Source organism: Vibrio splendidus 12E03 (genome assembly GCF_000272105.2).
Classification (GTDB): Bacteria; Pseudomonadota; Gammaproteobacteria; order Enterobacterales; family Vibrionaceae; genus Vibrio; species Vibrio splendidus_I.
Genome location: NZ_AJZD02000099.1, coordinates 1 through 24,302, shown reverse-complemented (window position 1 = coordinate 24,302; position 24,302 = coordinate 1). Strand labels below are relative to the sequence as shown.

Here is a 24,302-nt window from a genome sequence, read left to right as displayed (position 1 = left end):
AGGGTCGGTAAAGTGGGACTTTATGGAGCAGAAGCTTGGCTTAGAAGGCTCCGAGTTGCTGCCAATGTGGGTGTCTGACTATGATTTCCAAGCACCTCAACAAGTATTAGATCGCTTAGCTCAAGATATTTCGCATGGTATTTTTGGTTACTCAGAACGTCAAGACGACTACTACCAAGCCGCGATTGATTGGTTTAAAAAACAACATCAAACAGAAATCAAACGAGAGTGGATCACCACGGTACACGGCGTTTTGCCCGGTATTGCTATGGCGTTGCAAATGCTCACACAAGTGAATGACCAAATCGTTATTCAAAGCCCGGGCTACGGTTCATTCCGTAAGATCATCGAACTGAATGATCGTAAGGTGTTGAACAACCCATTGATTGAATCAGAAGGTCATTACCAGCTTGATTTCGCACATTTGGAAGACTGCTTTGCGAGTGGAGCCAAAGCGTTGATTTTCTGCAACCCACACAACCCAACAGGCCGAGTATGGAGCGAACAAGAGATCCTGCAAGTTGCCGAGCTTTGCCAAAAACACGGTGTATGGCTAATCAGTGATGAAATTTGGAGCGACCTAGCGCTAGCATCCAACATATTCAATTCAACATTGAAACTACCAAGTTCGCTAACCGACAAACTTATTGTGGCGACTGCGGCCAGTAAAACTTTTGGCTTGTCATCATTAAGAATCTCTAACTTCATCATTCCAAATGCAGAATTGAAAGAGCAGTTTGTTCGCCGTTTAGATGCTCATGGCATGGATTGCTTCAACAACCTATCAATGTCCGCTGCGACCACGGCATATCAAGAGTGTGATACTTGGCTAGCGGACTTAAAGCAATATTTGCAAGGCAACATCGAAACGCTGCATGGATTCTTGAAAGCAGAACTACCTAATGTTCGCTTTGTAAAACCTCAAGCGACTTACCTCGCATGGCTTGACTGCCGAGCAATGGAAATAAGTGACACTGAGCTTGAGAAAAAACTCATTGCAGCCGGAATTGTACCGAGTATGGGTTGTGCCTTTGGAGAGGAAGGTTCTGGGTTTATCCGTTTGAACCTAGGGTGTCCTGCTGAAGTATTAAATGATGCATTGGTACGACTTAAGGCAGCATTAAACACCAATTAATAGGCAATGAAATTACTTAATCCGATCAATACAACAAAGCCCAATAGGAAACACCTATTGGGCTTTCTCTACTTCTCAATTTTTATTTCAAGCAACTACCAATATTCAGCATGAGCCAAGCCTTTAACGCAATTCGATTTTTCACTTGTTACTTTAACTTCACCGCCAATCAACGACTGAGCCAACCAACCATGAGGGTAGCTCAACTCAAATGGTGCAGGGATCTGTTCAACGGTAATTTGCCCAAAGCCTACTTTAGAATAGTAACTAGGATCACCGTATGTCACTGCAAGCTCGACACCCTGCTGTTTTAGAATCTCTAAGCCGAAGTTAATCAACTGTTGACCAATACCACGCTTTTGAACCTTAGTGCTCACGGCAACAGGTGAAAGCAAATATGCCTGAGTTTCATCTTCGAATGAAAGCTGAGTAAAGATAATCGCTCCTACAATCGTGCTATCTGACTCACTAGAATCATCTTCAACGACAAAGCACAGTAGCTCAGTCGAATCCGTGGTCGTTAAAAGATCGTTGGCAAGCTTACCCACTGTTTTACCTTCGTTTTCGCCTTCTGAATCGGTAAAGGTTTGAGTGAAAAGCTGAGTGATCGTTTCGATCTCGCTTGAATCGTAATGTCTAAATTTCATGGTGTTCTTCACTTACTGTACTTTCTTCAACACAAAAAAGTGATAATCAAAATCACGCTTCGGTGAGCCTTCCACTAGTTTGCTGTTATTAAAGAATTGTTTTATTTCATTGTCGCAATCTACGAGCGCTTTGGAATTAGGTATCGCCGCTTTCAGTGCTTCAACTTGCTTATGCAAAGGCTGATAATAGGCAAGCCAACCGGCATCACTCATCGAAAAGTCATTCAGGACTTGATATCCCGCCGCTTTTGCCTGTTTAATACGCTCAGAAACCGTCGTCATATCTGGGTACTCTTTCTGCCAGAACACTTCGGCTGATTCGCTAGGGCTCTCGGTGTTCCAGACCAAATCATTCACGACTAATATGCCATCATCGGCAAGTAACTTTCGCCACTGCTTAAGTGCCTTCTGGACACCCATGATGTAAGCACTGCCTTCTGACCAGATCAGGTCGAACGACTTCACTTCAAACGGTAAATCCATCATGCTTGCGCACATAGTTTGAACATTACTTTCTAAGCCAGATGCTTGTGCTTGCTGAGTTAGAATATCCAAACTCGGTTGATCATTATCGACCGCAATAATGTGTACATCAGCTTGGTGCTTTTTGATGGCTTTCGCTAACACATTGGTCGCGATGCCTTTGCCACAACCAACCTCAAGCACGCGCTTCGGTGAACTCGGAACTTGTGCCAATGCCGCTAAGGTATCTTCAGCCGTTCCTGGCCCTAAACGCTCTAAGCCCTCAAAGATAACGCTAAAATCCGCCATGTATTGATCATGTTCATTCATGTCTTTCGATAACCACTTCAATCGCAGCGCTTGTTTCTCATCAAAACCCTGCTTAATTAACCAATCAATGTGTGCATCTGGCGCAAGCTTATCCATCGATTCATGCCACTCTTCTAAACCACCTTCACCTAGCATTGCTGCTAGTAAGTCGCGTGATCGTTGCTTTTGAACGAGCTCTTCATCCAACTGCTTAAGGCGATTTTCCAACAAGTTGCGTTCGATCTTTGCATCCAAACAGGCTTGGCACTCTTTCAACGTCAATCCGCCCGCTTGCAGCTGCTGTAACAAGCGAACACGCTGCAAGTCTCGCTCCGAATAACTTCGGTAGCCATTACTTGAGCGCTGCGCTTCAATCAAGCCCAACTTGCCGTAGTACAAGAGCGTTGAACGACTCAGGCCAACAAGTTCAGCTAATTCAGATACGCGATACATGCACTTCTCCCTCATTTCTATCTACAAGGTAAACTATGAAGCTATAATCAGGTCAACATGAAATTAGACTTCATGTCCCTCTTTTCTTAGTTTCTCGCCCTTAAGCCCAAATTGGAAAGGCCTCTAAACATGCCTTTCAACCATAGAAAACTAGTTACCGAAATTACCCAAACCGCACTCAGAAAAAGTAAGGTATAAACTTGATGAAATAAAAACAAACCACTCAAGAAACATGTTTTTTTTAGCTAAGTGGGTCTACTTCTAAATCGTTCAATAATTAATAAACGTTAACTAAACGCTAAATACAATCACCAAGCAAATGCATGCCGGGAACACCAATAACAAGCAAAAATCTCTTTGTAACTTTTTTAGAAAAAATCAAAATTTATTAGAAATTAACCCCTAATTTTACTGAGTAATTTGTTAGTCTTGGAAACAATTATTTACAATCCAAATAAAAATTAATTGGATCGCTAGAGGTTGTTTTTCTTGAATATGAAATTATTCGGCAGTTCCCTAATCCTTTCGGGAACTGCATTAGGGGCTGGCATGTTAGCCATTCCGATGGTTTTGGCCCAATTTGGCTTCATGATCAGCTCAGTGCTGATGCTACTTATCTTTATCGGCACCACATACTCTGCACTCCTCCTGGCAGAAGCATGCACTAAAACTAAAGACAACAGTGGCATGAGCAGTGTTGCTTACCTCACTCTGGGCAGCAAAGGTAAACACTTTATCAATGCACTCTTTTACCTGTTGCTAGTATGCATGTTGATCGCTTATATCTTGGGTGTCGGTGACATCATTCATAAGCTACTGCTCGACGTTGGTGTCGATGTATCAGCATCTGTTGCGTATACCATTTTCAGCCTATTGATGGGTGCTATCGTAGTCTCGGGCAAGTCTTATATCGACAAACTGAATCGCGGGCTATTCATCTTGATGGTCGTGATGCTGTTTATCGTTATCGCGTCATTATTTAGCAACATTCGCCTTGATTACCTAACTCAAACCAGCCAATACACGGCCAACGACGTAGTGCAATACAGCGCAGTTATCTTTACTAGCTTTGCCTCTATGGTGGTGATCCCGTCACTGGTTATCTACAACCGTGAAGCGACTCAAAAGCAGATCCGCAATATGATTCTGCTTGGCTCAGTGATTCCATTAATTTGCTACCTAACTTGGTTGTTCGCGATTATCGGCAACCTCGGCACAGACGCGATCAGCCAGTTCCACAATATCTCTGAGTTGATCTCTGCGTTCAGCGGCCAATCTGCTTGGTTGAAAGTGGTGATTGCGCTGTTCTCTGCTTTAGCCTTGGTGACTTCTTTCCTCGGCGTGTCTATGGCGCTGTATGACCAAAACAAAGACGCGGTAACCAACAACAAGCTAATGGCTTACGCTCTGACCTTTGTACTGCCTTTGGTATTGGCTGAATTGTTTGCTAGCCAATTCGTCAGCATGCTCGACTATGCAGGCATGGTGCTGGTGTTCCTAGCTATTTGGGGGCCACTCGCAATGGTAGTTAAAGTTCGTAGGCCTGACTTCCCTCACCTACAAACCGAGGGCAGCTACACAGCAGCTGGTGGCGACACAGCACTAATGGCAACATTCGGTTTTGGCGCTTTGATTTTCGTGTCTTGGTTTATGGGGTAGATCCCAATTGAATGGACTATCTGTTGCCATTTAGAAGACAGCAGATACAAATAGCCCGTTAGTCCTGCTATTAAAAGTAGAGACTAACGGGCATTTTACTTCTTATTGGAGTGCTTGCTAGTTAGCTCTTAAACGTACTCGCAATATCTTTCAATGAAGCTGCTAACTGAGCTTGTTCTTTGGCTGTTGCAGCTATTTGCGTTGCACCTGTCGTAGATTCTGTCGACTTCTGCTCTACTGCCATAACGTTTTGAGCAATATCTTGAGTCACTACCGCTTGCTCTTCGGTCGCGGTTGCGATCTGCTCAGTCATGCTAAAGATCTCGCTTACCGATACTGAGATTCCTTGTAAAGTGTGCTCGACCTCTTTTGAATCCTCAACCGCTTTAGACGACATCTTCTTACTGTTATCAATCACATTAAACGCGGTTTGCACATCAGACTGTAGCGAGCTGATGAAACCTTCAATTTCAGCTGTCGACTGTTGAGTACGCTGTGCTAGCGTGCGAACTTCATCAGCCACTACCGCGAATCCGCGGCCTTGCTCACCCGCACGAGCCGCTTCAATTGCCGCGTTCAATGCTAACAAGTTAGTCTGTTCAGCGACGGACTTAATCACATCAATCACACTGTTAATGTTGTTGCTGCTTTCGTGTAGGTGCGTGATTTTTTCAGCTAGGTCATTAATTTCAGATGCCAGTTTCTCGATCGAGTGGTAAGAGTCTTGGACTGTGCTCAAACCTTCTTGCGACTGCTCATCGACCATTTTAGCGGAGCTTGCTGTCTGCTGTGTTTTCGCCGCGACTTCGTTCACCGTTGCCGATAGCTCTTCTGTCGCCGTTGCAACCAAGCCAATTTGGTCTTGTTGTTGAACCAATGTATTCGAGTTGTAGTGACAGGTTTGTGATGTTTCTTCAGCGGCAGAAGCCAAGGTCAAACTCGATTGAGACAAGTTATCGATGACATTCGAAAACTTCTCTAGCGTTTCGTTGAGTGCCGAAGAGATCAGTCCAAGCTCGCTGTTGCCAACGAACTTAGCACGAACTGTTAAGTCGTTGTCATTACGAACCTTAGACAACATCACTGTAAGGTCTTTTACTCTCATCGTTAGGTCGCTGATCGCCTTATAGCTCACAAAGGTCGCGAACAAGGTTATCAAAGCAAACAGACCAATACTCATCATCATCGTAGACTGCGCCTCTGACATTTTAGTCTCTGTCAGTGCGATAAGTGACTGTGCTAGGTGATTTTCAGTTTTCTTCAGCTGAACAATACGCGCGGTAGATTGCGAGAACCAGTACACAGGATCAACATCAAAACCGCTCATCTTAGATTCAGCCAAACCACGTAGCTTTTCTACTTCTGCCACCGAACGATCATTCAATTGCTGTTCAAAGAAACGAACGTTAGCTGGGTTACTCAATACCTCAAAGTTTGAGAAGTACGTATTTTGCTCAGTCACCAAAGAGATGAATTTAACCAACATGCCTGGGCCAAATTCATTTTTAGAGAAGGTATTATTTAGGACAGCACGCTCGATACCTGCTCGCTCTTTACCTTGTAAAAAGTTGTAGTAAGCGATGGTTTCAGTGGTGATGGCAGCATCAGAGCTAAGCTCAGCAATTAACGCCGATACGCTCAGCAGCTTTGCATTGAGTTTGGTGTAGTAACCCAAAGCTTCAGACAGACGAATCGATTGAGAATCGACTCGATTTCGAATAGAAGTAATTTGATTTAGGCTTTGGCTTATTTCAGTGTTCAGCCGAGTGATCTGCGGTAAATCGATTTCAGCAGATTGCCAGTATTCGGTTTTCAGATTAAGTCTATTATCTGCACTGGCTCTTTGTGCACGTAGTTCACTGACAAACTTAGTGCCCTGTGAGCCGATGAACCCAGCCGTCATTCCACGCTCTTTTTGTAACTCATGCACAAGTTCACTGTACACAACCGACAAACGGGTAAGTTGGTTTAATGAAGACAATTCACTGGTGGTTTCTACGCCTTTCGAAATCGCAGAAACGCTAAGCCATAGAAATCCCAAGATCGGTAAAATAAGCAAAGCAATGATTTTTTGCTTAAAAGACATATCGGTTAATTTCATTATCATTTCCCTAGCAGCTAACAAATCTTTTCAGTCATCTAACTCGCACATCCTTAATAAGATGCGCCTCAATTGTGACTGTATAATTATTCAACTTGATCAATGTGCATCAATTACCGTGCCACACAGATCGCGATGCGATGAAGGTAACATTTAACCTTACAAAACACATTGACTTACCGATAAAACTGTTAGCTAAGCGACCTAACGATAACAAAAACACGCGCAACAACATTTAATTGACGCAATCGACTGAAATATGACACATTTTAACTACCCAAAAGGGGTAGTTCTGCACCAATTATGTGCTCAGAGAAAACGATATATTCAGAACTAAATATAGATTCAACGCTCACCAGCGATTGACTCACAACTAGCCAACTCCCTATTCTGCGCTGATTAACTGTCTATTCCTCGTTAACTAAATATGTATAATGCCGAATTATTAAAGTAGAGATTCGCAATAAATATGCGACAAAAACTGAGAGACATTGTATGGATTGTCCCGCTTGCGAAGAACATATCGGTTGGGAATGGGTAGAAGAAGCGGCCATTGAGCCCAATGAGGAATTCGATTGTCCAGAGTGCGAAGCAACATTGATGTACACCATCGATGAAGGCACTTACTACGGCGCTCAGCACAAGACCGTAGAAGTTATTGATGATTAAGAGATTTCCTGATGATCGAGACGTTTTATTAACTCTTTTATGTACTAAGCCTGTGCAAAGCAGCCAAACACACCTTTACTAGAACGGGCGTTCAGCATAAAATATTGAACATATGTTCAGATTAATGAAGTAGATGTTATGGCTAAGACCGCTAAGTTCGATAGACAAGACGTAGTAGATAAAGCAACGAACCTGTATTGGGAAAAAGGCTTCCACGCAACTTCTATGCGCAACTTACAGGACGTAATTGATATGCGTCCGGGCAGTATCTACGCGACTTTTGGTAGCAAAGAAGGCTTGTTTAAAGAGACATTGGCTCGCTATACCGAACTCGGCATTCTCAATTTGAACCGCTTCCGCAGTGAGACAGGCTCTCCAATTAAAGCGCTTGAAAGCTTTATCAAACGCGCGGTGGTTGAATCTAAACAGAGTGCGCCTAACGGCATGTGTATGCTGGCTAAAACCGTTGCTGAACTGACGGATGAACACGCAGAATTATTGGGCGAAGCAAAGAAATCACTCAAAATAATGGAAGGCGAGTTCGCCAAACAGATTGCCGAAGCGCAAGATTTAGGTGAGATAAGTAAAGATCGAGAACCCGCTCAACTTGCTCGCCACGTTCAGGTTCAAATTGCAGGGCTACGCACTTATGCAAAAACCTGCGATGACACAGAACTACTCAACTCAATGGTTGAAGACATCTTCAAGTACCACCCTTTTTAGCAGCTGAGCTTATATAAGCTCAGACCTACAAAAAGACGCCCAAGTATTACTCTAATACTTGGGCGTCTTTTTATTTATCGCTTTTCAGCCAATCTTAAAGCCGATTGCTTTTATACTTTCCTCATAATCAACGCCTGCGCATTGAGCATCGCCTCTTTGGTGCTGACATCTAAGGTTTTGACGTTCGCAAAGCGCTCGACTTCTTTGATCGCCACGTCGTGAGCGAAGATCACCAACTTCGCCCGTTCAATATCTTTTTGTGTGATGCGATTGCCTATCCCGCTGGCGCCCTGCGTTTCAACTTTTATTCTAACCCCGAGATGATGAGCCGCCTTTTCCAAAGACTTCGCCGCTAGAAACGTATGGGCAACACCAGATGGACAAGAAGTAACAGCCAGCACATCAGCCAACCCTTCTTCCGTGACTGAACCACCTGTTGTTCGATTCAATCGCGACTCGTCTTCAACGACATTCTTTTTCAGTAGTATCACAATAAAGGCTGTTGTCAGCGCGCCCACTAATGTTCCGACAATATAGCCAATTTTGCCATCAACCACTGGCAATACGATCCAACCGCCCCATGGTGCATGGTTGATAACATGGAACATAAAGCCAACCACATTACCGACAATGCCACCAGCAACCACTGCAGGCAGAACACGTGCAGGATCAGCCGCTGCAAATGGGATTGCACCTTCACTGATGCCAATCATTCCCATAATACCCGCCGCTTTTCCGGCTTCGCGTTCGTCTCGTTTGAATTTCTTAGGTGATATGAAAGTGGCAAGAGCCATGCCTAACGGTGGCGTACAGATGGCAATACCGACGCCCCCCATCAACCAAGGTTGAGTGTTTACCTGCGTTTGAGCAAACAGCGTCGCCACTTTGTTGATTGGGCCGCCCATATCAAAGGCCGTCATCGCCCCTAAAATACTGCCCAACACCACTTTCCCTGAGCCCGCCATGCCAGTGAGCATTTGGTTCATCTCAAGCATCACATACGCGATAGGAGAACCAATCACCCACATCACGGCGCCACAGGTAATGAAGGTGCCAACTAAGGGGTAGATAAAGATAGAACTCAGCGAGATCATGCTGTCTGGCAGTTTGATCTTCTTGAGTAAATTAACCACAAAGCCCGCGAAAAAGCCGACCACAATCGCACCAAGGAAACCAGTGTTGTATTGATTGACCGCAACCCAAGAACCAATCATTCCGGGTGCTAAACCCGGTTTGTCGGCCATTGAGTAGGCGATGTAGCCGCCTAGTACGGCAGTAAACAGGGTTAAGCCTGCGATGCCCATCTGTGCGATGTCAGCCAGAACACCGCTTTCAGGTACTGCGCCATGGCCAGACATCATCACCGACAAAGACAAAAGCACACCACCTGCAACCACGAAAGGAATCATGTGTGAGGTGCCGTATAATAAGTGTTCTTTGAGGCGATTAAGAGATTGTGCCCAAGGGCTTAGTGGTTCGACATACACTTCATGATGGCTAGAGGCGTAACTATCGAAAGATTCAGAATTGGCTTCGAGAAACAGCTCTTGAGCTTCCTCGACCGACTCCACCGCCTTTAATTTTGTAACAAAGCCATCTTCGATAAGTCTGGTCGAAATCTGAGCCAGTACCTCGATATGGTGGTCGTCGTTGTTGTCTGGTGAAGCGAGCATAAAGAACACATCCGACAGTTCGCCGCCGTCTGCGCCATAATCAATACCCGACCGGCTAACTCCAACCGCCACTGCTGGTTTAGCGACAGCAGAACTTTTCGCATGTGGAATCGCAATACCATCATCAAAACCTGTATTACCTATGGTTTCTCGCTTCCACAAATCAACAAGGAAATCACTTTTACTGGAGAGCTTTCCTGCTGAATCAAGCATCTCAGCAAGCTCTTCAAATACCGCTTGCTTAGAGTCTGCCTTCAAATCTAAGCAGATAATCTCGGGCTCGATAATGTTGGTGATATCCATATGCTGCTCTGCCTCGCCTGATTTCAGACTGAAGTAATTACGTAAGTGATAAGGTTAATAAGATGAAAAGATTAACGGTGTGAAGGCACTCAATATATAGGACGAAAGGTGCATTAACTGGATTATTGTAACCAAGAACTCAGAGTGTGACTTTCACCTTGGAATAAAAAACGCCAATCCATAAAATCCACAGAACCCATAACAATATCGTCCCTCCCCCATGCGAGCTTTCTATACTGGATTTTCCATGCAAGATAGCTTCTCCAAGGTAGCTTCTGAAAGGTAGCTTTTGTAACGTAACAGGGATGAGATTAAGCCGAGAATAATAATGAGAATTGTAGCGGTAACTGCGTGCCCTACAGGCATTGCGCATACTTATATGGCAGCTGATGCTCTAAATAAAACAGCCCCTAAGTTCAACGTTTCAATCAAGGTTGAGACGCAAGGCGCTATGGGTATTGAAAACTTACTGACCGCCCAAGATATTACCCTCGCAGACAAAGTGTTGATCGTCTCTGACATCGACATCGAACAACCAAGCCGATTTGACCCAGCTAAAACCGTATTTATTCCAATGGAAGAGGTGTTGTTGAGTGTCGATAAAGTCTTTATTAAGCATTGTCGAACTTAAACTTTTGATGAACGAATACCAGATCACCTTCTTCGTTAACGATCCTGCCGCGAACTCACATGTCGCGCAGCCGCTGACTCGCTTAGCGAAGAAGTTCAAAAGCAACATCCGCATTATCAACATCACTCAAAATCGAACCGCTGATCTCTCAAAATCCGTCGCGATGCTGCAAGTAGGTTTACTTCGTGGTGATTTGTGTCAGATAACCGCGGTTGGTATTGATGCGGAGCTTGCCTGCTTCGTTCTCAAAGACGTCATTGCAGAACATTACGACATGGTTGGTTCGCAAGTGAACCATGAATTCTCTAGCGATTTGATCCAGAGAATGCCACAGATATGCCCACCTTGTTGTATCAAATGGCACCACGCTAAGGCGCAAACCCAACTGACCAAATTTGAGTGCTTAAAAGGGCTCGCTCACCTTGTTTATCCAGAAGATCCAGATGAACTGATTCTGGCATTCATTAAACGAGAGGAACGCTCTTCAACCTGCGTGTCACCGGGTATCGCACTGCCGCATGTGATGTTTGAATCGACTCAAGATCTCTCGATTGCGGTTATCGTCAGTGACGACCCGATTGACTGGGCATCACGTATCGGCGAAGTGCATGTCGCCATTGCTCTTGTTCTACCAACCAAGCCACAACGAGAGTACATTGTGGCGGCGACCAACCTAACTAGAAACCTCCTTCACGATCAGGTCAATGAGCGTCTGCAAAAGACCCGAAGCAGTGTCGACCTACAAGCTCTGTTGATGTACATCTCGTCACGCCTGATTTGATTACCAGCTCGTTAGTTCTAGATGGATCCTCGATACTCAGTCGGCGTTCTTCCGGTGCGATTCTTAAATACTCGACAGAAGTAGTTCACATCCTTAAAACCACAACGTACAGCCACTTCATTGAGCTTGAAGTTGTACTTCTTGAGCATGAACTTGGCACGGTCGACCCGCACGCGGGTGATGTATTCTGCTAGCGTCATGTGGCCTTGTTGACGGAACATTCGCGACAAGTGATTGGATGAAATGCTAAAGCGTGAGGCAATGCTGTCTCGGGTGATTTGACGGTGGAAATTCTCTTGAATGTAGATACAAATCCCTTGATACACATCCTGCACGCGGCTGTGATATTTCTCGACAGGCGCATCCAACATCGTCTTACTGTATTGCAGTAGAGCTTGCAGTAATAACTCATCCATTGGCTGCTTGTTACTCTCTCTCGCTAACGAGCTGAGCGCCTCCAGAATGTTATCAATCGCAAACCCTGAGCGAGTCTGAATACTGTGCTTTTGAATATCGTAAAAACTCTCCTCGCCTTTACGCTTACTCACCAAACTTAAACCAAGCTGACGACGACCAAATAGCATGCTCAACACCGAACAGTCGGTATCCCAGTTAGGTTTATTCCAACAGTTAGGCGGGATGAAAATCGCATCCCCTGCTTTAGCTATAACGTTTGTGATCTTGCGATCATGACTCTCCATTTCATTTATATACTCTCCGTCTAGCACTAACTCTAAACGTGGAAAGTTCACCTGATAACTGCATGCTGAAGGCGTATGGAAATCTCCCGCAAACCAGATGTTATGAAATGGTTCTCGCTCGTTTAATACCGACGAGATTAAGTCATGAAAAATCATTTATTCGAACTCTTATGGGCAGCAATAAGGCTACGGAAATAGATATACCTGTAACTGAAACATAGCGCTATTGAGCAAAATCACAATTTGAGATCTAGGTTACAAAAATCCAGTCGTAGAAATAAATCTCCAGTGCAGAAACCGATGAAGCACGTAATTCCCCAGATAACAAAACGCGCTGTAGCCCTTATAAATAAAAGCGTCAAAGCACGACAAACCTTGTCAAGACAGGCCTAAAATCGACTGTTATACCGATCAAAATCACACTCTTTTTAGAACGCAACAATCATCCAGTAAATGCATTTTTTCTGCACTACAGAAGGTGAGTGATCAATTCCAGAATACCCCTAACAAAATAAAAATAGAGTAGGGGTTCATTATGATCACGACATTGATCAATCAAGATTTGATTAAGCTTTCGCTTAGCGCTAATTCAAAAGAAGACGTATTTAAAGAGCTGATAGACGTGCTGTACGCACAAGGCCGAATCTCAGACAAAGTACAGTTTCTTGCCGACATTAAGGCGAGAGAAGAACAAGGTAATACCGGATTTGAAGAAGGCATTGCCTTGCCACACGCGAAAAGCAGCGCGGTGATCAAACCCGCGGTTGTTATCGGTGTCCATCAACAGGGCATCGAGTACGGCGCCGATGACGGTCAGCCATCAAAACTGTTCTTCATGATTGCCTCTCCTGATGGCGGCGATAATCACCATATCGAAGTATTGGCAGAGCTTTCTTCAAAACTGATTGAAGAAGGCTTTATCGAAAGCTTTATGAATGCTCAATCTGAACAAGAAGCATTGGAGCTACTGCTTAGCAAGCCTGAGCCTTCAGAAACGGAAAACAACGTTGAGAAACAAGGCTTCATCATTGGTGTGACAGGCTGCCCAGCTGGCGTTGCACACACTTATTTGGCAGCCGAAGCGCTAGAGAAAGGCGCGGCGGCTCTTGGCTACGACATCAAGGTCGAAACTAACGGTTCTATTGGTGTTAAAAACAGCCCGACTCAAGAAGAGATCGAACGTGCAGACGCGATTGTCGTGGCTTGTGATAAACAGGTCGACATGGCTCGCTTCGCCGGAAAACGTGTCATTAGCACTAACGTAAAAGCACCAATCAAAGACGCACAAGGCTTGATTAAGCAAGCGCTCAATGCACCTAGCTACCAAGCTGAACAAGCACCGACCAACCAATCTGTTGCAGAGAAAGCCTCGCAAGCACGTTCAGACCTTTATCGTTACTTGATGAATGGCGTATCTCACATGATCCCATTCGTGGTGACAGGCGGTCTTTTGATTGCCTTAGCACTAGCCATTGGTGGTGAGCCAAGTGAATCTGGCATGGCGATTCCTGCTGGCAGCATGTGGAACCAAATCCTAGAAGTGGGTGTGGTTGCCTTCACCCTGATGATCCCAATCTTAGCCGGCTACATTGCTTACGCGATTGCTGACCGCCCTGCTCTAACCCCTGGCTTAATTGGCGGCTGGATTGCCAACAACGGTTCTTTCTATGGCGCTGACGCAGGTACAGGCTTCATTGGCGCAATCATCGCTGGTCTATTAGTGGGCTACTTCGTTAAATGGATTACGTCGTTTAACTACCACAAATTCGTTCAACCGCTTGTGCCTATCATGATCGCTCCGATCACTGGCTCTTTGTTCATCGCAGGTCTGTTCATTTTTGTTATTGGCGCACCTATCGCTGGGCTGATGGATGCCCTTACTGCGCTGCTAACCAGCATGAGCACAGGTAACGTGGTTCTGTTAGGTATTGTCCTTGGTGGTATGGCCGGTTTCGATATGGGCGGTCCATTCAACAAGGTGGCATTCCTATTCTCGGTCGGCATGATTGCCAGCGGTCAAACTCAATTCATGGGTGCGATGGCGTGTGCAATTCCTGTTGCTCCACTGGGTATGGCTATCGCAACCAGACTTGGCCGTAAGTTCGACCTATTCGAATCTTCTGAAATTGAAGCGGGTAAGGCAGCAGGTGCGATGGGCTTGGTGGGCATCTCTGAAGGTGCGATTCCTTTCGCAGCTCAAGACCCGATGTCGGTTATCCCTGCCAATGTACTTGGCTCAATGACGGCAGCGGTTATGGCGTTCTCATTTGGTATCACCAACAGCGTTGCCCACGGTGGTCCAGTGGTCGCTTTACTAGGCGCAATGAACTACCCAATGCTCGCTCTTCTATGCATGGTATCGGGTGCGGGCGTAACTGCGGTTACTTGTATCGCGCTTAAAAACCTACGCAAAGCCAAGCTAACGACAGCAGCGGCTTAAGCCATTTCAACTCCAATGGCTTGAGCACCTCTACTCTACTTTTTTAGTAGCTAATACTTTAGTTGCAAATAGGCCGAATAGAGCTCAAGCCATGTTTCCCTTCATGGTGATTTCGATGTCTGATTTTTCTTTAGCGAACGACTCGTTCGTGCAACGCTTTTTCTACCCTATGACCAACGTGATTCAGAATTACGCATGGGGTAGCCCTTCTTCGTTTAGCCAACTGTTTGGTATTGATAACCAATCTGGTGAGCCGCAAGCGGAGATCTGGATGGGCGCTCACCCCAATGGTTGTTCTATGGTGAACAATAACGGGCAGCAGACCACCCTATCGAGCTTGATCTCTCAGAACCTAAACCTGTTTCTAAGTGAGAAAGTGGCGAGTCGTTTTGGTGAGCTGCCGTATCTGTTTAAGGTATTAGCAGCAGAGAAAGCACTCTCTGTTCAAGTTCACCCAAACAAGCAACAAGCAGAATCAGGCTACGCTCTTGAAGAGCAGCAAGGTATTCCGATGACAGCGGGCAACCGCAACTACAAGGATCCTAATCACAAGCCAGAACTGGTATACGCCCTAACCGACTACACAGCGATGAATGGCTTTAGGTCGATCAGTGAGATCCTTGAGCATTTTGATTACCTCGACATTCCTGAGTTGCATTCGATGGTCAACGACCTCACGGGCGACCAAACGCCTAATGGATTAGCCTGCTTCTTTGCAAGCTTGTTGTCTCTGGAAGGCGAGCAAAAAGGCATGGCGTTAACCATGCTGCTGATGAAGGCCAAGCTTTCTGATAAACGTGTATTCCAATTGATTTCAGAACTGGAAGATCAATACCCAGGTGATGTAGGCCTGTTTGCACCGCTGTTATTGAACGTGATCACCTTAAAGCCTGGGCAAGCGATGTATCTAGATGCAGAGACACCCCACGCTTACATCAAAGGGACGGGCTTAGAAATCATGGCGAACTCAGACAATGTGCTGCGTGCAGGGTTAACGCCTAAGTACATGGACGTGAATGAACTGGTTTCTTGTACTCGATTTAATGAAAAGCCTGCGGATAGATTACTGCTCAGCCCGATTGAGCAAGGTGATGTGATGGAATACCAAATTCCAGTTGAGGACTTTAAGTTCTCTATCGTGCAAAACTCACATCAAAGAAAGATCACCACTGAGGGGGCAGAGATCCTGCTTCCGCTCGACGAGTCTATGGTGCTCACTCACCAATGTGGCGAAACCTGCGTGATAGAGAAAGGCCAGTCGGTATTCATTCCGGCTTATGCTGAGAGTTACAAACTGGATTGCGTTGGACGCGTAGCGCGCGCTTACAGCTAGTTCCCTCACAAATCAGTACAAAGTCTTAATGCCCTGCTCATGCGGGGCATTTTTTTCTATAGCTCTTTTCTTCCGACAGCTTTTTTATTCCTACAGAAAGTTATTTCAACACCGAAGTACACCATTAAATATGACTCATCTCACACTGGATGAATGATGCAAATCACACTTAATTTTGCTTGGTACAAATGTACAGTGGAGGGCTTTTATTTGCTATTTCGCGAATCGGGTTAATCCATTAATTTTAATTCAAGAACTTCAATAGTGAATGAGTTAATAAATGATCACACAGCTAACTAACGTCAACTTAATTAATAACAACCTTCAAGCGAATAATAAAAAAGAGCTGTTTAAAGAGTTGGCAGGCATGTTATTTGAGAACAACCGAATCAGTAATAAAGAAGCCTTCTTGGCAGATATCGAAATTCGTGAATCTCAAAGCATTACCTCGATGGACGGCATCGCTTACCCACACTCAAAAAGCAAGGCTGTCACTGAGCCGGCAATTGCAGTCGGTGTTAAACGTGAAGGTATTGAGTATGGCGACGAAGACGGCATTAACCCAACCGTATTTTTTATGATTGCCTCACCCGATAACGGTGCTGACCATCATATTTATGTACTACAAGAACTATTTGGAAAATTCAGCGATGAATTTATTCAAGATATCCATAACGCAAAAGACGAACAACAGATCCTTAATATTTTAATTAATTCATAAGGCGTAGAAAATTATGAGCACCCTAACAACTCAAGCTACGAATACCAATAATAAAAACAGTAGTAGCGACTTTAAAAAAATCCTTAGTACCATGAAAGGCCACCTGCTTTTCGGAACCTCACACATGCTGCCTTTCATCGTAGCTGGCGGTGTTCTATTGGCGTTAGCGGTCATGGCATCAGGCAAAGGTGCAGTACCAGCAGACGGCTTGCTGGCAGACATCTCTAATATCGGTATCAAAGGCCTTGTTCTTTTCCCAATCATTCTCGGCGGCTTTATTGGTTACTCCATTGCAGATAAACCAGCACTAGCACCTGCGATGATCTCTTCTGGCATCATGGCTGACATGGGCGGCGGCTTCCTTGGTTGTATCGTGGCAGGCTTTATCGCCGGTGGCGTGGTGTTCCAGCTTAAGAAGATCCCGCTTTCTGCAAACATGACGGCGCTGGGTGCTTACTTCATCTACCCGCTTCTAGGCACGTTAATCTCTGCAGGTATCGTACTATGGGGCATCGGTGAGCCAATCAAACTGTTCATGTCTTCAATGAACGAGTTCCTAGCTTCAATGGCTGGCGCATCTAAGATGGTTCTAGGCACAATCCTTGGTGGTATGACGGCGTTTGATATGGGCGGCCCTATCAACAAAGTAGCGACCCTATTTGCTCAAACTCAAGTAGACACGCAACCTTGGCTAATGGGCGGCGTAGGCATCGCAATTTGTACACCACCTCTAGGCATGGCACTGGCTACGTTCCTATTCAAAAACAAGTTCTCTAAACAAGAGCAAGAAGCAGGTAAAGCAGCAGCAATCATGGGTTCTATCGGTATCTCTGAAGGTGCTATCCCATTCGCAGCAAACGACCCAATGCGCGTACTTCCTTCAATCGTTGCCGGTGGTATCGTGGGTTGTGTATTCGGCTTCATGACAGACGTTCTACTGCACGCACCGTGGGGCGGCCTAATCACTGCGCCAGTATCTAGCAACATTCCAATGTACGTAGTTGGTATTGCGCTTGGCTCGCTAACCACAGCCGTTATCGTAGGCTTCTGGAAACCGGTAGCGGTTGAAACCGAAGAAGACATGGTTGAAGCACCAGTACAAGCTCAAGCAGTTCCTGTAGCAGGCGAAGGCGAGTACGACATCGTAGCAGTTACATGTTGCCCTTCTGGTGTTGCACACACCTTCATGGCAGCGAAAGCACTAGAGAAAGCAGGCTTAGCCGCAGGCATTAAGATTAAGGTAGAAACTCAAGGTCAAAACGGTATTCAGAACCGCATCACTGACCTAGATGTAGCGAACGCAAGACTGGTTATCTTAGCTCACGATATTCAAGTGAAAGACGCTCACCGCTTTGCTAACGCGAACGTGATTGAGTGTTCAACCAAGGAAGCAATGAAGAAAGCCGCGACTATGGTGGCTATTTAAAACCAAAGGCTATCTAATAGAATCAATAGATTAGTGAATGCTCACTATTGATAAAGTAACTACCCCCTAATAACTAAAATCCCCATTCGTCTAGTCAACGAATGGGGATTTGTTTATAGTTAGGCCAACAGCATCCTTCTCGATACAAGTCATCTGTATCTCTGTCGCCTAGATGAAAAAGTATTAAGTTATGTTGTTGAACATGGTTCTATTTCAGAGGTGAGACTTTCTTTCAACTGTTTATATGGCATCGGGTAGCCCAGATAATAACCTTGAGCTTGTTCGCAATTTAACGTTTTCAAAATTGACAGTTGCTGAGCATTTTCAACCCCTTCAGCCACTACACTAATGCCAAACCCTCGCGCTATATCAATGATACCAGACGTTATAGCTCTCGAACGATAATCATCTTCTAACCCACTGATGTAACTGCGATCGACTTTGATTTCATCTACATCCAATTTGCTAAATATACCAAAAGACGTGTAGCCAACACCGAAATCATCTATCGAAAAGGATACCCCTTGTTTTTTTAACTTCTGAACAGCGATTGCACACTGATCTATATCTTTCAAAATAGCGGTTTCAGTGATTTCAAGACAAAGTAAGCGAGCAAACTCGGGATCCTTTCGTAGATATTCATCCAGATGGTTCATGTCATCAACGCTATTTAGCTCTACCGCTGAAATATTGACCGAGACACTATTAAGCGCATTCCCTAACAAGCCATTAGCCCTAAGTTGTGACGCAGTCTTCTCTAGAACTAACGCAGTCAAATCACGACAAAAATGATTCTCTTCTGCTAGCGCGACAAAGATATCCGGTGAAACGACACCATAGCGCTCATGCGTCCAACGAGACAACACTTCCACGCCAGCGACAAATTTACTTTCAATGTTGTATTTAGGCTGAAACACAATATCAATCGCTTTGTCATCAATCGCTTTACGTAATTCTTGCACCATCTCTTGACGTTGACGTTCAAGCTCAGTGAGCTTTGGGTCATGAAACTCAATCGTATTCTTGCTTTTCTTTGCTTCAGTTAAGGCGTGGGTTGCTGATGCCATAAGTTGCTTGGCATTATTTCCATCAGAGGGGAATAGAGCCGCGCCAATACAACAAGTGGCGTTGATATCATAACGATAAGCACATTGGTTAAATCTACGATGTACGAGAGCAATGTAGGATTCAATATCTTCCTTATCATCGAGTTTGACTAAACATGCGAAACCATCGGAATGTACCCGTGAAGAAAGTGGTTGATGCTCAATAGGAAGTTCAATCGATCGGGCGATGTCTTTTAAAAATAAATTCGTATTTTCGAACCCAATCTGATCAGCTACAGATTTGAAGTTATCAATGTCGAGTAAGAAGAGGACATAATGGTCACTGGACTGGGACTTTTTTAGCCTTTTGTTTAAATATCGATAAAAAACTGATGGGCTATGAAGCCCAGTAACACTATCAAGATCGTTAGCGCTCTCTAAATCTCGATTATTTTTCCGAACCATTACCCATAACAAAGCAGACGTTAGAATGATAAATACCAGGCCTTTGACTGTCTGTGCTAAGGCGTGTTCTCGCAAGTCATTTGATAGTGATTCAACCGCGAGATCAGAAAATAAAACCCATAAAGATGACAGTATTAAGTAACTGAATACTATGTTGGCCGGATATCTTTTTGTCTTGTTCATCGTTAGCTGCTATCTCTCAGTCTAATGTGTCATGACTTATATGTTATAAATTGCTCATAACGTAGCACCAACATAAATCGCAATCTACCACTCGCGTTTTTATTTTTAACTTTTGTTTACCGATTTTCGTCATCACTCTGCGCGACGAAAACCTTTTAAGGCTAAAACATGCCAAGAACAATTTGTGAGAATATTAGCTCTAGCCAAACTAAGAGCTGCCAATCGCTTTTGTTGATGCCGGGTATGACTCTTCAATTACAATTGTATTTCGTCCTTTAAGCTTTGCTTGATAAAGCGCCCTATCAGCGCGAACGACACAGTCTTTCCACTTTTCATTTTCTGATAGCAAGCTAATACCAAAACTAGACGTAATTGTTAGAGTTGGTTGTTGCTCAAATTTGATCTTCTGAATTGCTGAGCGTAATTTCTCTGAAAGGGCTACACACAAACTGCCAATGTTCTTGAAACAGTCGCTCGCAATGAGTGTCTTCGCTTTCGACCTTGCCGTTAGTCAGTTCGATATCGACATTCAGGCAAGTGTTGGTTGATGGCCAGTCCACCAACTGAATATCGAGCCTGATAAAGGGTATTTCTTATAGAAGGATGGCAGGCGAGAAAAGCTTGTAAACTTTTGAGCTGTTGGCTCACCGCCGCTTGCGTGACACAAAGCTCTCGGGCTGCCGCGCCAATGGAACCAAGACGAGCAACAGCTTCGAACGCAACAAGAGCACGTAGAGGGGGTAACATAGCTTCACCTGATTGAAATAAAAGTGAAAAATACTTCAATCAGGTTTCAGTTTTTTGCGGTTCCAGTTACAGATTAATGACGAAGGGACATTGATCAAATATTTATGATCAACGTCCCTTTTCTTCTATTTCTTATATCTATGCGTTAGGCCTGAACTCGCATCCGGCCTATCTATTCATTGATGTAGAGGTCCTTAGAATAGATGCGCCCTTCCACGTTGTTCTTTGCAAAGCCACCCACACTTGGTCGCACTAGGCGAGCCTGCATGTAGTAGTAGATTGGCGCGATAGGCATGTCTTCTGCCAGTAGCTGCTCTGCTTGGTCATAGAAACCTTGGCGATCTTGCTCACTGGTAGCAGCTAAGGCGCTGTCCATTGCTGCGTCGTACTTGTCGTTATTGTAACGAGCAAAGTTACCCGAAGAACCAGAGCGCAATAGGCTCAAGAAGGTTGATGCTTCGTTGTAATCACCACACCAAGAGGCGCGCATTACATCAAAATCACCTTGGCGACGTGACACCAAGTAAGACTTCCACTCTTGGTTTTCAAGCTCGACTTGAGCACCCAAATTACCTTTCAGCATTGATGCGATCGCCACTGCAATCGACTTGTTCGATTCACTGGTGTTGTAAAGCAGTTTGAAATCCAACGGATTAGACGCATCGTAGCCCGCTTCTTTCAATAGCTCTTTTGCTTTTTGATCTCGCTCTTTCTGAGTCCACGTGCTGTATTCAGGCTGAGTCGCATCAAAGCCTGCTGTATATTCATGAGCAAAGGTATAAGCCGGCAAGTTACCCACCTGAGTGACGCCATTGGTAATCACATCACGCATCATTGAGTAAGACACCGCTTTACGCACTCTCGCGTCATCAAACGGAGGTCGTGTGGTATTGAATGCGTAGTAATAAGTACACAGTAGAGGGACGGCGGTATAAGCGTCTTGATACTTTGTTTTCAGCTGCTGCGCCATATGTGTTGGTACGTCAGAAGTGATATCAACCTCGCCCACCGCATAACGGTTAATCGAGGAATTTTGGTTCTCAAACGGAATGTAAGTCACTTGAGTTAGGTTCGTATCTGAACTGTCCCAATAGTTAGGATTCTTCTTCAGTTCAATCCGTTCGTTAACCACCCACTCGTCTAAAACAAAAGCGCCATTCCCCACAAACTGCTTAGGATCGCTCCACGGCTTGTCGCTGTTTTCTAGCGTTGTCTTGTGAACTGGCATCATTGAGGTGTGGCCTGTCATCGCCACAAAGTAAGGCACTTTACTATCAAGCTCGAACTTCACCGTATGTTTATCGACAGCAGAGATACCTAACTCTTCAACGGGCTTCTTACCTTCCGCCACGTCAGCAATATTGCTGATTTGAGTAAGTTTAAGATACCAAACATTCGGCGAAGCCAGTTTCGGGTCGACCGCTCGTCTTATCGCATACACGAAATCATAGGCCGTCACTGGATCGCCATTCGACCATTTAGCATCTTTACGCAGGTGGAATACAAACGTCTGGTTGTCTTCGGTTTCCCAAGATTTCGCAACACCCGGGGTGATATTGCCATCGCGATCTTGGATCACTAAACCTTCAAATAGGTCGCGTAGAATGTGCATTTCGGGCAAGCCTTCAGCCTTCGCCGGATCGAGTGTCGCAGCTTCTGCATCATTGGCACGCACCAGGTGTTGCTCTTTCGCCAGAGAAGTTCCGGCAGGCAATGTTTCAGCAACGGCAGTCACTGAGATAAAAGGGGGCAATAAAGATGAGATGATTAAAGCCGTTGAATGTTTCTTAAAATCCATGTTTTTTTGCTCTCCTAGCCTATCTTTGAAGCAAAGTAATAAAATTAACAATGCGACGGTTGACGAGTTTTGACGCTATGGTTTATTTAATAGAAGTCATCTAAATAGTAGTGACACTTTGATACTACTTGATCAATCAGGAGATTAAGGTGAGTTTAATTCCAAGAACGGAAAGAGCTGCGTTTTCGATAAAGCCGCTGTCATATGGAAAGTCAGTATTGGGCGCACCCTTGCTCTATTTCCCCGCACAAATAGAAAGCGAATCTCGCGGGCTAATTTTAGCAGGCACACACGGTGATGAAACCGCATCTATCGCAGGTTTGTCTTGCGCCCTAAGAAGTTTGCCTGCCGCCAACTTACGACACGATGTGATTCTGTCGATGAACCCAGATGGCAATCAATTGGGTACTCGTGCCAACGCTAACCAAGTCGATCTCAACCGCGCATTCCCGACGCAAAACTGGACAGAAGACGGCACCGTTTATCGCTGGAGTTCTCACACACCAGTCAGAGATGTAAAAGTAAAAACTGGGCAAGCCGACCAACTTGAACCTGAAGTGCAATCACTCATCAACCTCATAGAACAGCGCAAACCCAAGTTCGTCATCTCTTTCCACGAACCACTCGCCATGGTCGACGACCCAACTCAATCAGAACTCGCTACTTGGCTAGGCAAACAGTTCAACCTACCGCTCGTCGAAGACGTCGATTACGAAACCCCGGGCTCATTCGGCACCTGGTGCCAAGAAAGAAACCTAAGTTGTATAACCGTGGAGCTACCGCCAGTATCTGCAGATTTAACTATCGAACAGTATTTAGATGCGTTTGTGGCTGTGTTGGGGTATGAGGGAAGTTAGACTAACTCATAGTTGGACAAAAGCACGTTAGAGTATGAGGGCTAACATGCTCGGTATAGTTTAGAATAAATCTCTTGAGACCTTAAATGGTTGTGATAATCAATTCTATGCTATTGGACAGTGTTATATGGGATAAGGATAGCGCCCAAAGTTAGCTATTGAGGCCATCGTCTCTTGTTAGCTCTATTTTTCGTCTAATCTCCTCTCTAAATTCTCTCTCAACTCTTTAGGTATGCTATCCAAGATTTTTACACCTTGATATTTTTCATACTCTGTTCCCTTTAGCTGACTAGAAATATTTACATAACCATCTGGAAAAATGTTAATGAGACCTAAATCAAATAGTGTATGGATATCAGCCCTTAGCAAAACACCGTTATATATAGAATAATTTGTTTCCTCTGCATGCCCAATAATATGAGCTGCTTCAAGTACGGCTGTGACCGAAGATTTTGAAATACAGCATTTACAGCCAAACGCCGCTAATAAAGAGTCTCTAAAGACTTTCTGCCCTCTCCTATTCCTAATTGAGGAAAGCACTCTTTCATCCTCGAACTCAGCCATTTTTTTGGTTGTTGGTTCTTTTGAATGAATAGGGAAGTCTTTTACTTTGATGCCATTGAAAAATACAGGAGAGAATCCATTTCTGCCATCTTTAGAGCTAAATTCTAAAGGCAACATTCGTACTGTTCCACGTTCTTTAAAGTGGCCATTTTCTATAGCAGCTATCAATTCTGCTTCTGTATACGGATCATAATCCGTACTCTTGCCTGTTGGACTAACACTAAATGAGCCTCTCATCTTTCCCTGTTGCCCTTTGTAAGGATAGACTTTGGTGCCATCGTCACGCAAAGCCCAAATAGACAGAAGAAAGTCGTCTCTTTTTATTGCCATAAATATCAATCCTGTAACTATAAAGCTAACGCTTGCAAAACACGTTTACTACCAAGCAATTATACTTAAAATTGACGTCTTAAAACAAAAAACACCCGGAAAACTGAGGTTTCCGAGGGCTTTGTTGCGTAATTAAATTTATAGA

The 24,302-nt window shown here is 44.6% G+C and carries 19 protein-coding genes and 2 pseudogenes; 11 read left to right on the top strand and 10 right to left on the bottom strand.

Annotated features, from left to right (window positions below; all coding sequences use genetic code 11):
- Window positions 1-1,135, top strand: a 1,135-nt coding sequence (locus A142_RS08675; RefSeq protein WP_029405727.1) for a MalY/PatB family protein, incomplete at its 5' end; no start/stop codon positions are given.
- A 95-nt stretch (window positions 1,136-1,230) separates the two neighbouring features.
- On the opposite strand, the gene A142_RS08670 is transcribed toward A142_RS08675, so the two are convergent.
- Both A142_RS08670 and A142_RS08665 read right to left on the bottom strand, forming a co-directional pair.
- Complete coding sequence (locus A142_RS08670) at window positions 1,231-1,794, bottom strand: GNAT family N-acetyltransferase (RefSeq protein WP_019826397.1); 564 nt, start codon at window positions 1,792-1,794, stop codon at window positions 1,231-1,233.
- Window positions 1,795-3,006, bottom strand: coding sequence for a MerR family transcriptional regulator (locus tag A142_RS08665; protein WP_019826396.1), 1,212 nt, complete (start codon window positions 3,004-3,006; stop codon window positions 1,795-1,797).
- Window positions 3,007-3,501: 495 nt separating this feature from the next.
- On the opposite strand from A142_RS08665, the gene A142_RS08660 reads away from it, so the two are divergent.
- A complete protein-coding gene (locus tag A142_RS08660) occupies window positions 3,502-4,665 on the top strand; it encodes an amino acid permease (protein ID WP_019826395.1) in 1,164 nt (387 codons plus the stop codon).
- Window positions 4,666-4,786: 121 nt separating this feature from the next.
- Here the strand turns inward: A142_RS08660 and A142_RS08655 are convergent, their stop codons facing one another.
- The gene (locus A142_RS08655) at window positions 4,787-6,766 is read right to left on the bottom strand and encodes a methyl-accepting chemotaxis protein (protein ID WP_029405726.1); all 1,980 of its coding nucleotides are present in this window, start codon (window positions 6,764-6,766) and stop codon (window positions 4,787-4,789) included.
- Between the two features lie 495 nt (window positions 6,767-7,261).
- Between A142_RS08655 and A142_RS25125 the strand changes: the two genes are divergently transcribed.
- Both A142_RS25125 and A142_RS08650 read left to right on the top strand, forming a co-directional pair.
- A complete protein-coding gene (locus tag A142_RS25125; RefSeq protein WP_017061661.1) occupies window positions 7,262-7,435 on the top strand; it encodes a hypothetical protein in 174 nt (57 codons plus the stop codon).
- 138 nt (window positions 7,436-7,573) lie between these two features.
- A complete protein-coding gene (locus tag A142_RS08650; protein WP_019826390.1) occupies window positions 7,574-8,158 on the top strand; it encodes a TetR/AcrR family transcriptional regulator in 585 nt (194 codons plus the stop codon).
- 110 nt (window positions 8,159-8,268) lie between these two features.
- On the opposite strand, the gene A142_RS08645 is transcribed toward A142_RS08650, so the two are convergent.
- Window positions 8,269-10,134: a fructose-specific PTS transporter subunit EIIC gene (locus A142_RS08645; RefSeq protein WP_019826388.1), complete on the bottom strand. Its 1,866-nt coding sequence runs from the start codon at window positions 10,132-10,134 to the stop codon at window positions 8,269-8,271.
- A gap of 328 nt (window positions 10,135-10,462) precedes the next feature.
- Between A142_RS08645 and A142_RS08640 the strand changes: the two genes are divergently transcribed.
- Window positions 10,463-10,765: a PTS fructose transporter subunit IIB gene (locus A142_RS08640; RefSeq protein ID WP_004732927.1), complete on the top strand. Its 303-nt coding sequence runs from the start codon at window positions 10,463-10,465 to the stop codon at window positions 10,763-10,765.
- A 7-nt stretch (window positions 10,766-10,772) separates the two neighbouring features.
- The gene (locus A142_RS08635; protein ID WP_019826386.1) at window positions 10,773-11,546 is read left to right on the top strand and encodes a PTS sugar transporter subunit IIA; all 774 of its coding nucleotides are present in this window, start codon (window positions 10,773-10,775) and stop codon (window positions 11,544-11,546) included.
- A gap of 17 nt (window positions 11,547-11,563) precedes the next feature.
- On the opposite strand, the gene A142_RS08630 is transcribed toward A142_RS08635, so the two are convergent.
- A complete protein-coding gene (locus A142_RS08630) occupies window positions 11,564-12,403 on the bottom strand; it encodes a helix-turn-helix transcriptional regulator (RefSeq protein ID WP_029405725.1) in 840 nt (279 codons plus the stop codon).
- 379 nt (window positions 12,404-12,782) lie between these two features.
- On the opposite strand from A142_RS08630, the gene A142_RS08625 reads away from it, so the two are divergent.
- The 4 genes from A142_RS08625 to A142_RS08610 all read left to right on the top strand — a co-directional run bounded on the left by A142_RS08625 (window position 12,783) and on the right by A142_RS08610 (window position 18,167).
- Entirely contained in the window at window positions 12,783-14,687 is a 1,905-nt protein-coding gene (locus A142_RS08625) for a PTS fructose transporter subunit IIABC (protein WP_019826384.1), read from the top strand.
- Window positions 14,688-14,802: 115 nt separating this feature from the next.
- On the top strand, window positions 14,803-16,020 hold the full coding sequence (manA, locus tag A142_RS08620; RefSeq protein ID WP_019826381.1) for a mannose-6-phosphate isomerase, class I: 1,218 nt from the start codon (window positions 14,803-14,805) through the stop codon (window positions 16,018-16,020).
- Window positions 16,021-16,300: 280 nt separating this feature from the next.
- Window positions 16,301-16,741: a PTS sugar transporter subunit IIA gene (locus A142_RS08615; RefSeq protein WP_019826380.1), complete on the top strand. Its 441-nt coding sequence runs from the start codon at window positions 16,301-16,303 to the stop codon at window positions 16,739-16,741.
- Between the two features lie 13 nt (window positions 16,742-16,754).
- A complete protein-coding gene (locus A142_RS08610; RefSeq protein WP_019826379.1) occupies window positions 16,755-18,167 on the top strand; it encodes a fructose-specific PTS transporter subunit EIIC in 1,413 nt (470 codons plus the stop codon).
- Window positions 18,168-18,355: 188 nt separating this feature from the next.
- Here the strand turns inward: A142_RS08610 and A142_RS08605 are convergent, their stop codons facing one another.
- The 4 genes and pseudogenes from A142_RS08605 to A142_RS08595 all read right to left on the bottom strand — a co-directional run bounded on the left by A142_RS08605 (window position 18,356) and on the right by A142_RS08595 (window position 22,406).
- Window positions 18,356-19,861, bottom strand: coding sequence for a putative bifunctional diguanylate cyclase/phosphodiesterase (locus A142_RS08605; protein WP_019826373.1), 1,506 nt, complete (start codon window positions 19,859-19,861; stop codon window positions 18,356-18,358).
- Between the two features lie 208 nt (window positions 19,862-20,069).
- Window positions 20,070-20,300, bottom strand: a pseudogene (locus tag A142_RS08600) (diguanylate cyclase domain-containing protein); the annotation flags it as partial.
- Window positions 20,296-20,608 (bottom strand): annotated as a pseudogene (locus A142_RS25700) (LysR family transcriptional regulator); the annotation flags it as partial. The pseudogenes A142_RS25700 and A142_RS08600, both read right to left, overlap by 5 nt.
- 172 nt (window positions 20,609-20,780) lie before the next feature.
- Window positions 20,781-22,406, bottom strand: coding sequence for an ABC transporter substrate-binding protein (locus A142_RS08595; RefSeq protein ID WP_020628691.1), 1,626 nt, complete (start codon window positions 22,404-22,406; stop codon window positions 20,781-20,783).
- 149 nt (window positions 22,407-22,555) lie between these two features.
- On the opposite strand from A142_RS08595, the gene mpaA reads away from it, so the two are divergent.
- Window positions 22,556-23,263 (top strand): murein tripeptide amidase MpaA, encoded by a 708-nt coding sequence (gene mpaA / locus A142_RS08590; protein ID WP_019826368.1) that lies wholly within the window; start codon window positions 22,556-22,558, stop codon window positions 23,261-23,263.
- Between the two features lie 183 nt (window positions 23,264-23,446).
- Here the strand turns inward: mpaA and A142_RS08585 are convergent, their stop codons facing one another.
- Window positions 23,447-24,157, bottom strand: a complete 711-nt coding sequence (locus tag A142_RS08585) for an HNH endonuclease (protein WP_019826366.1) — start codon at window positions 24,155-24,157, stop codon at window positions 23,447-23,449.
- Window positions 24,158-24,302 lie beyond the last annotated feature (145 nt).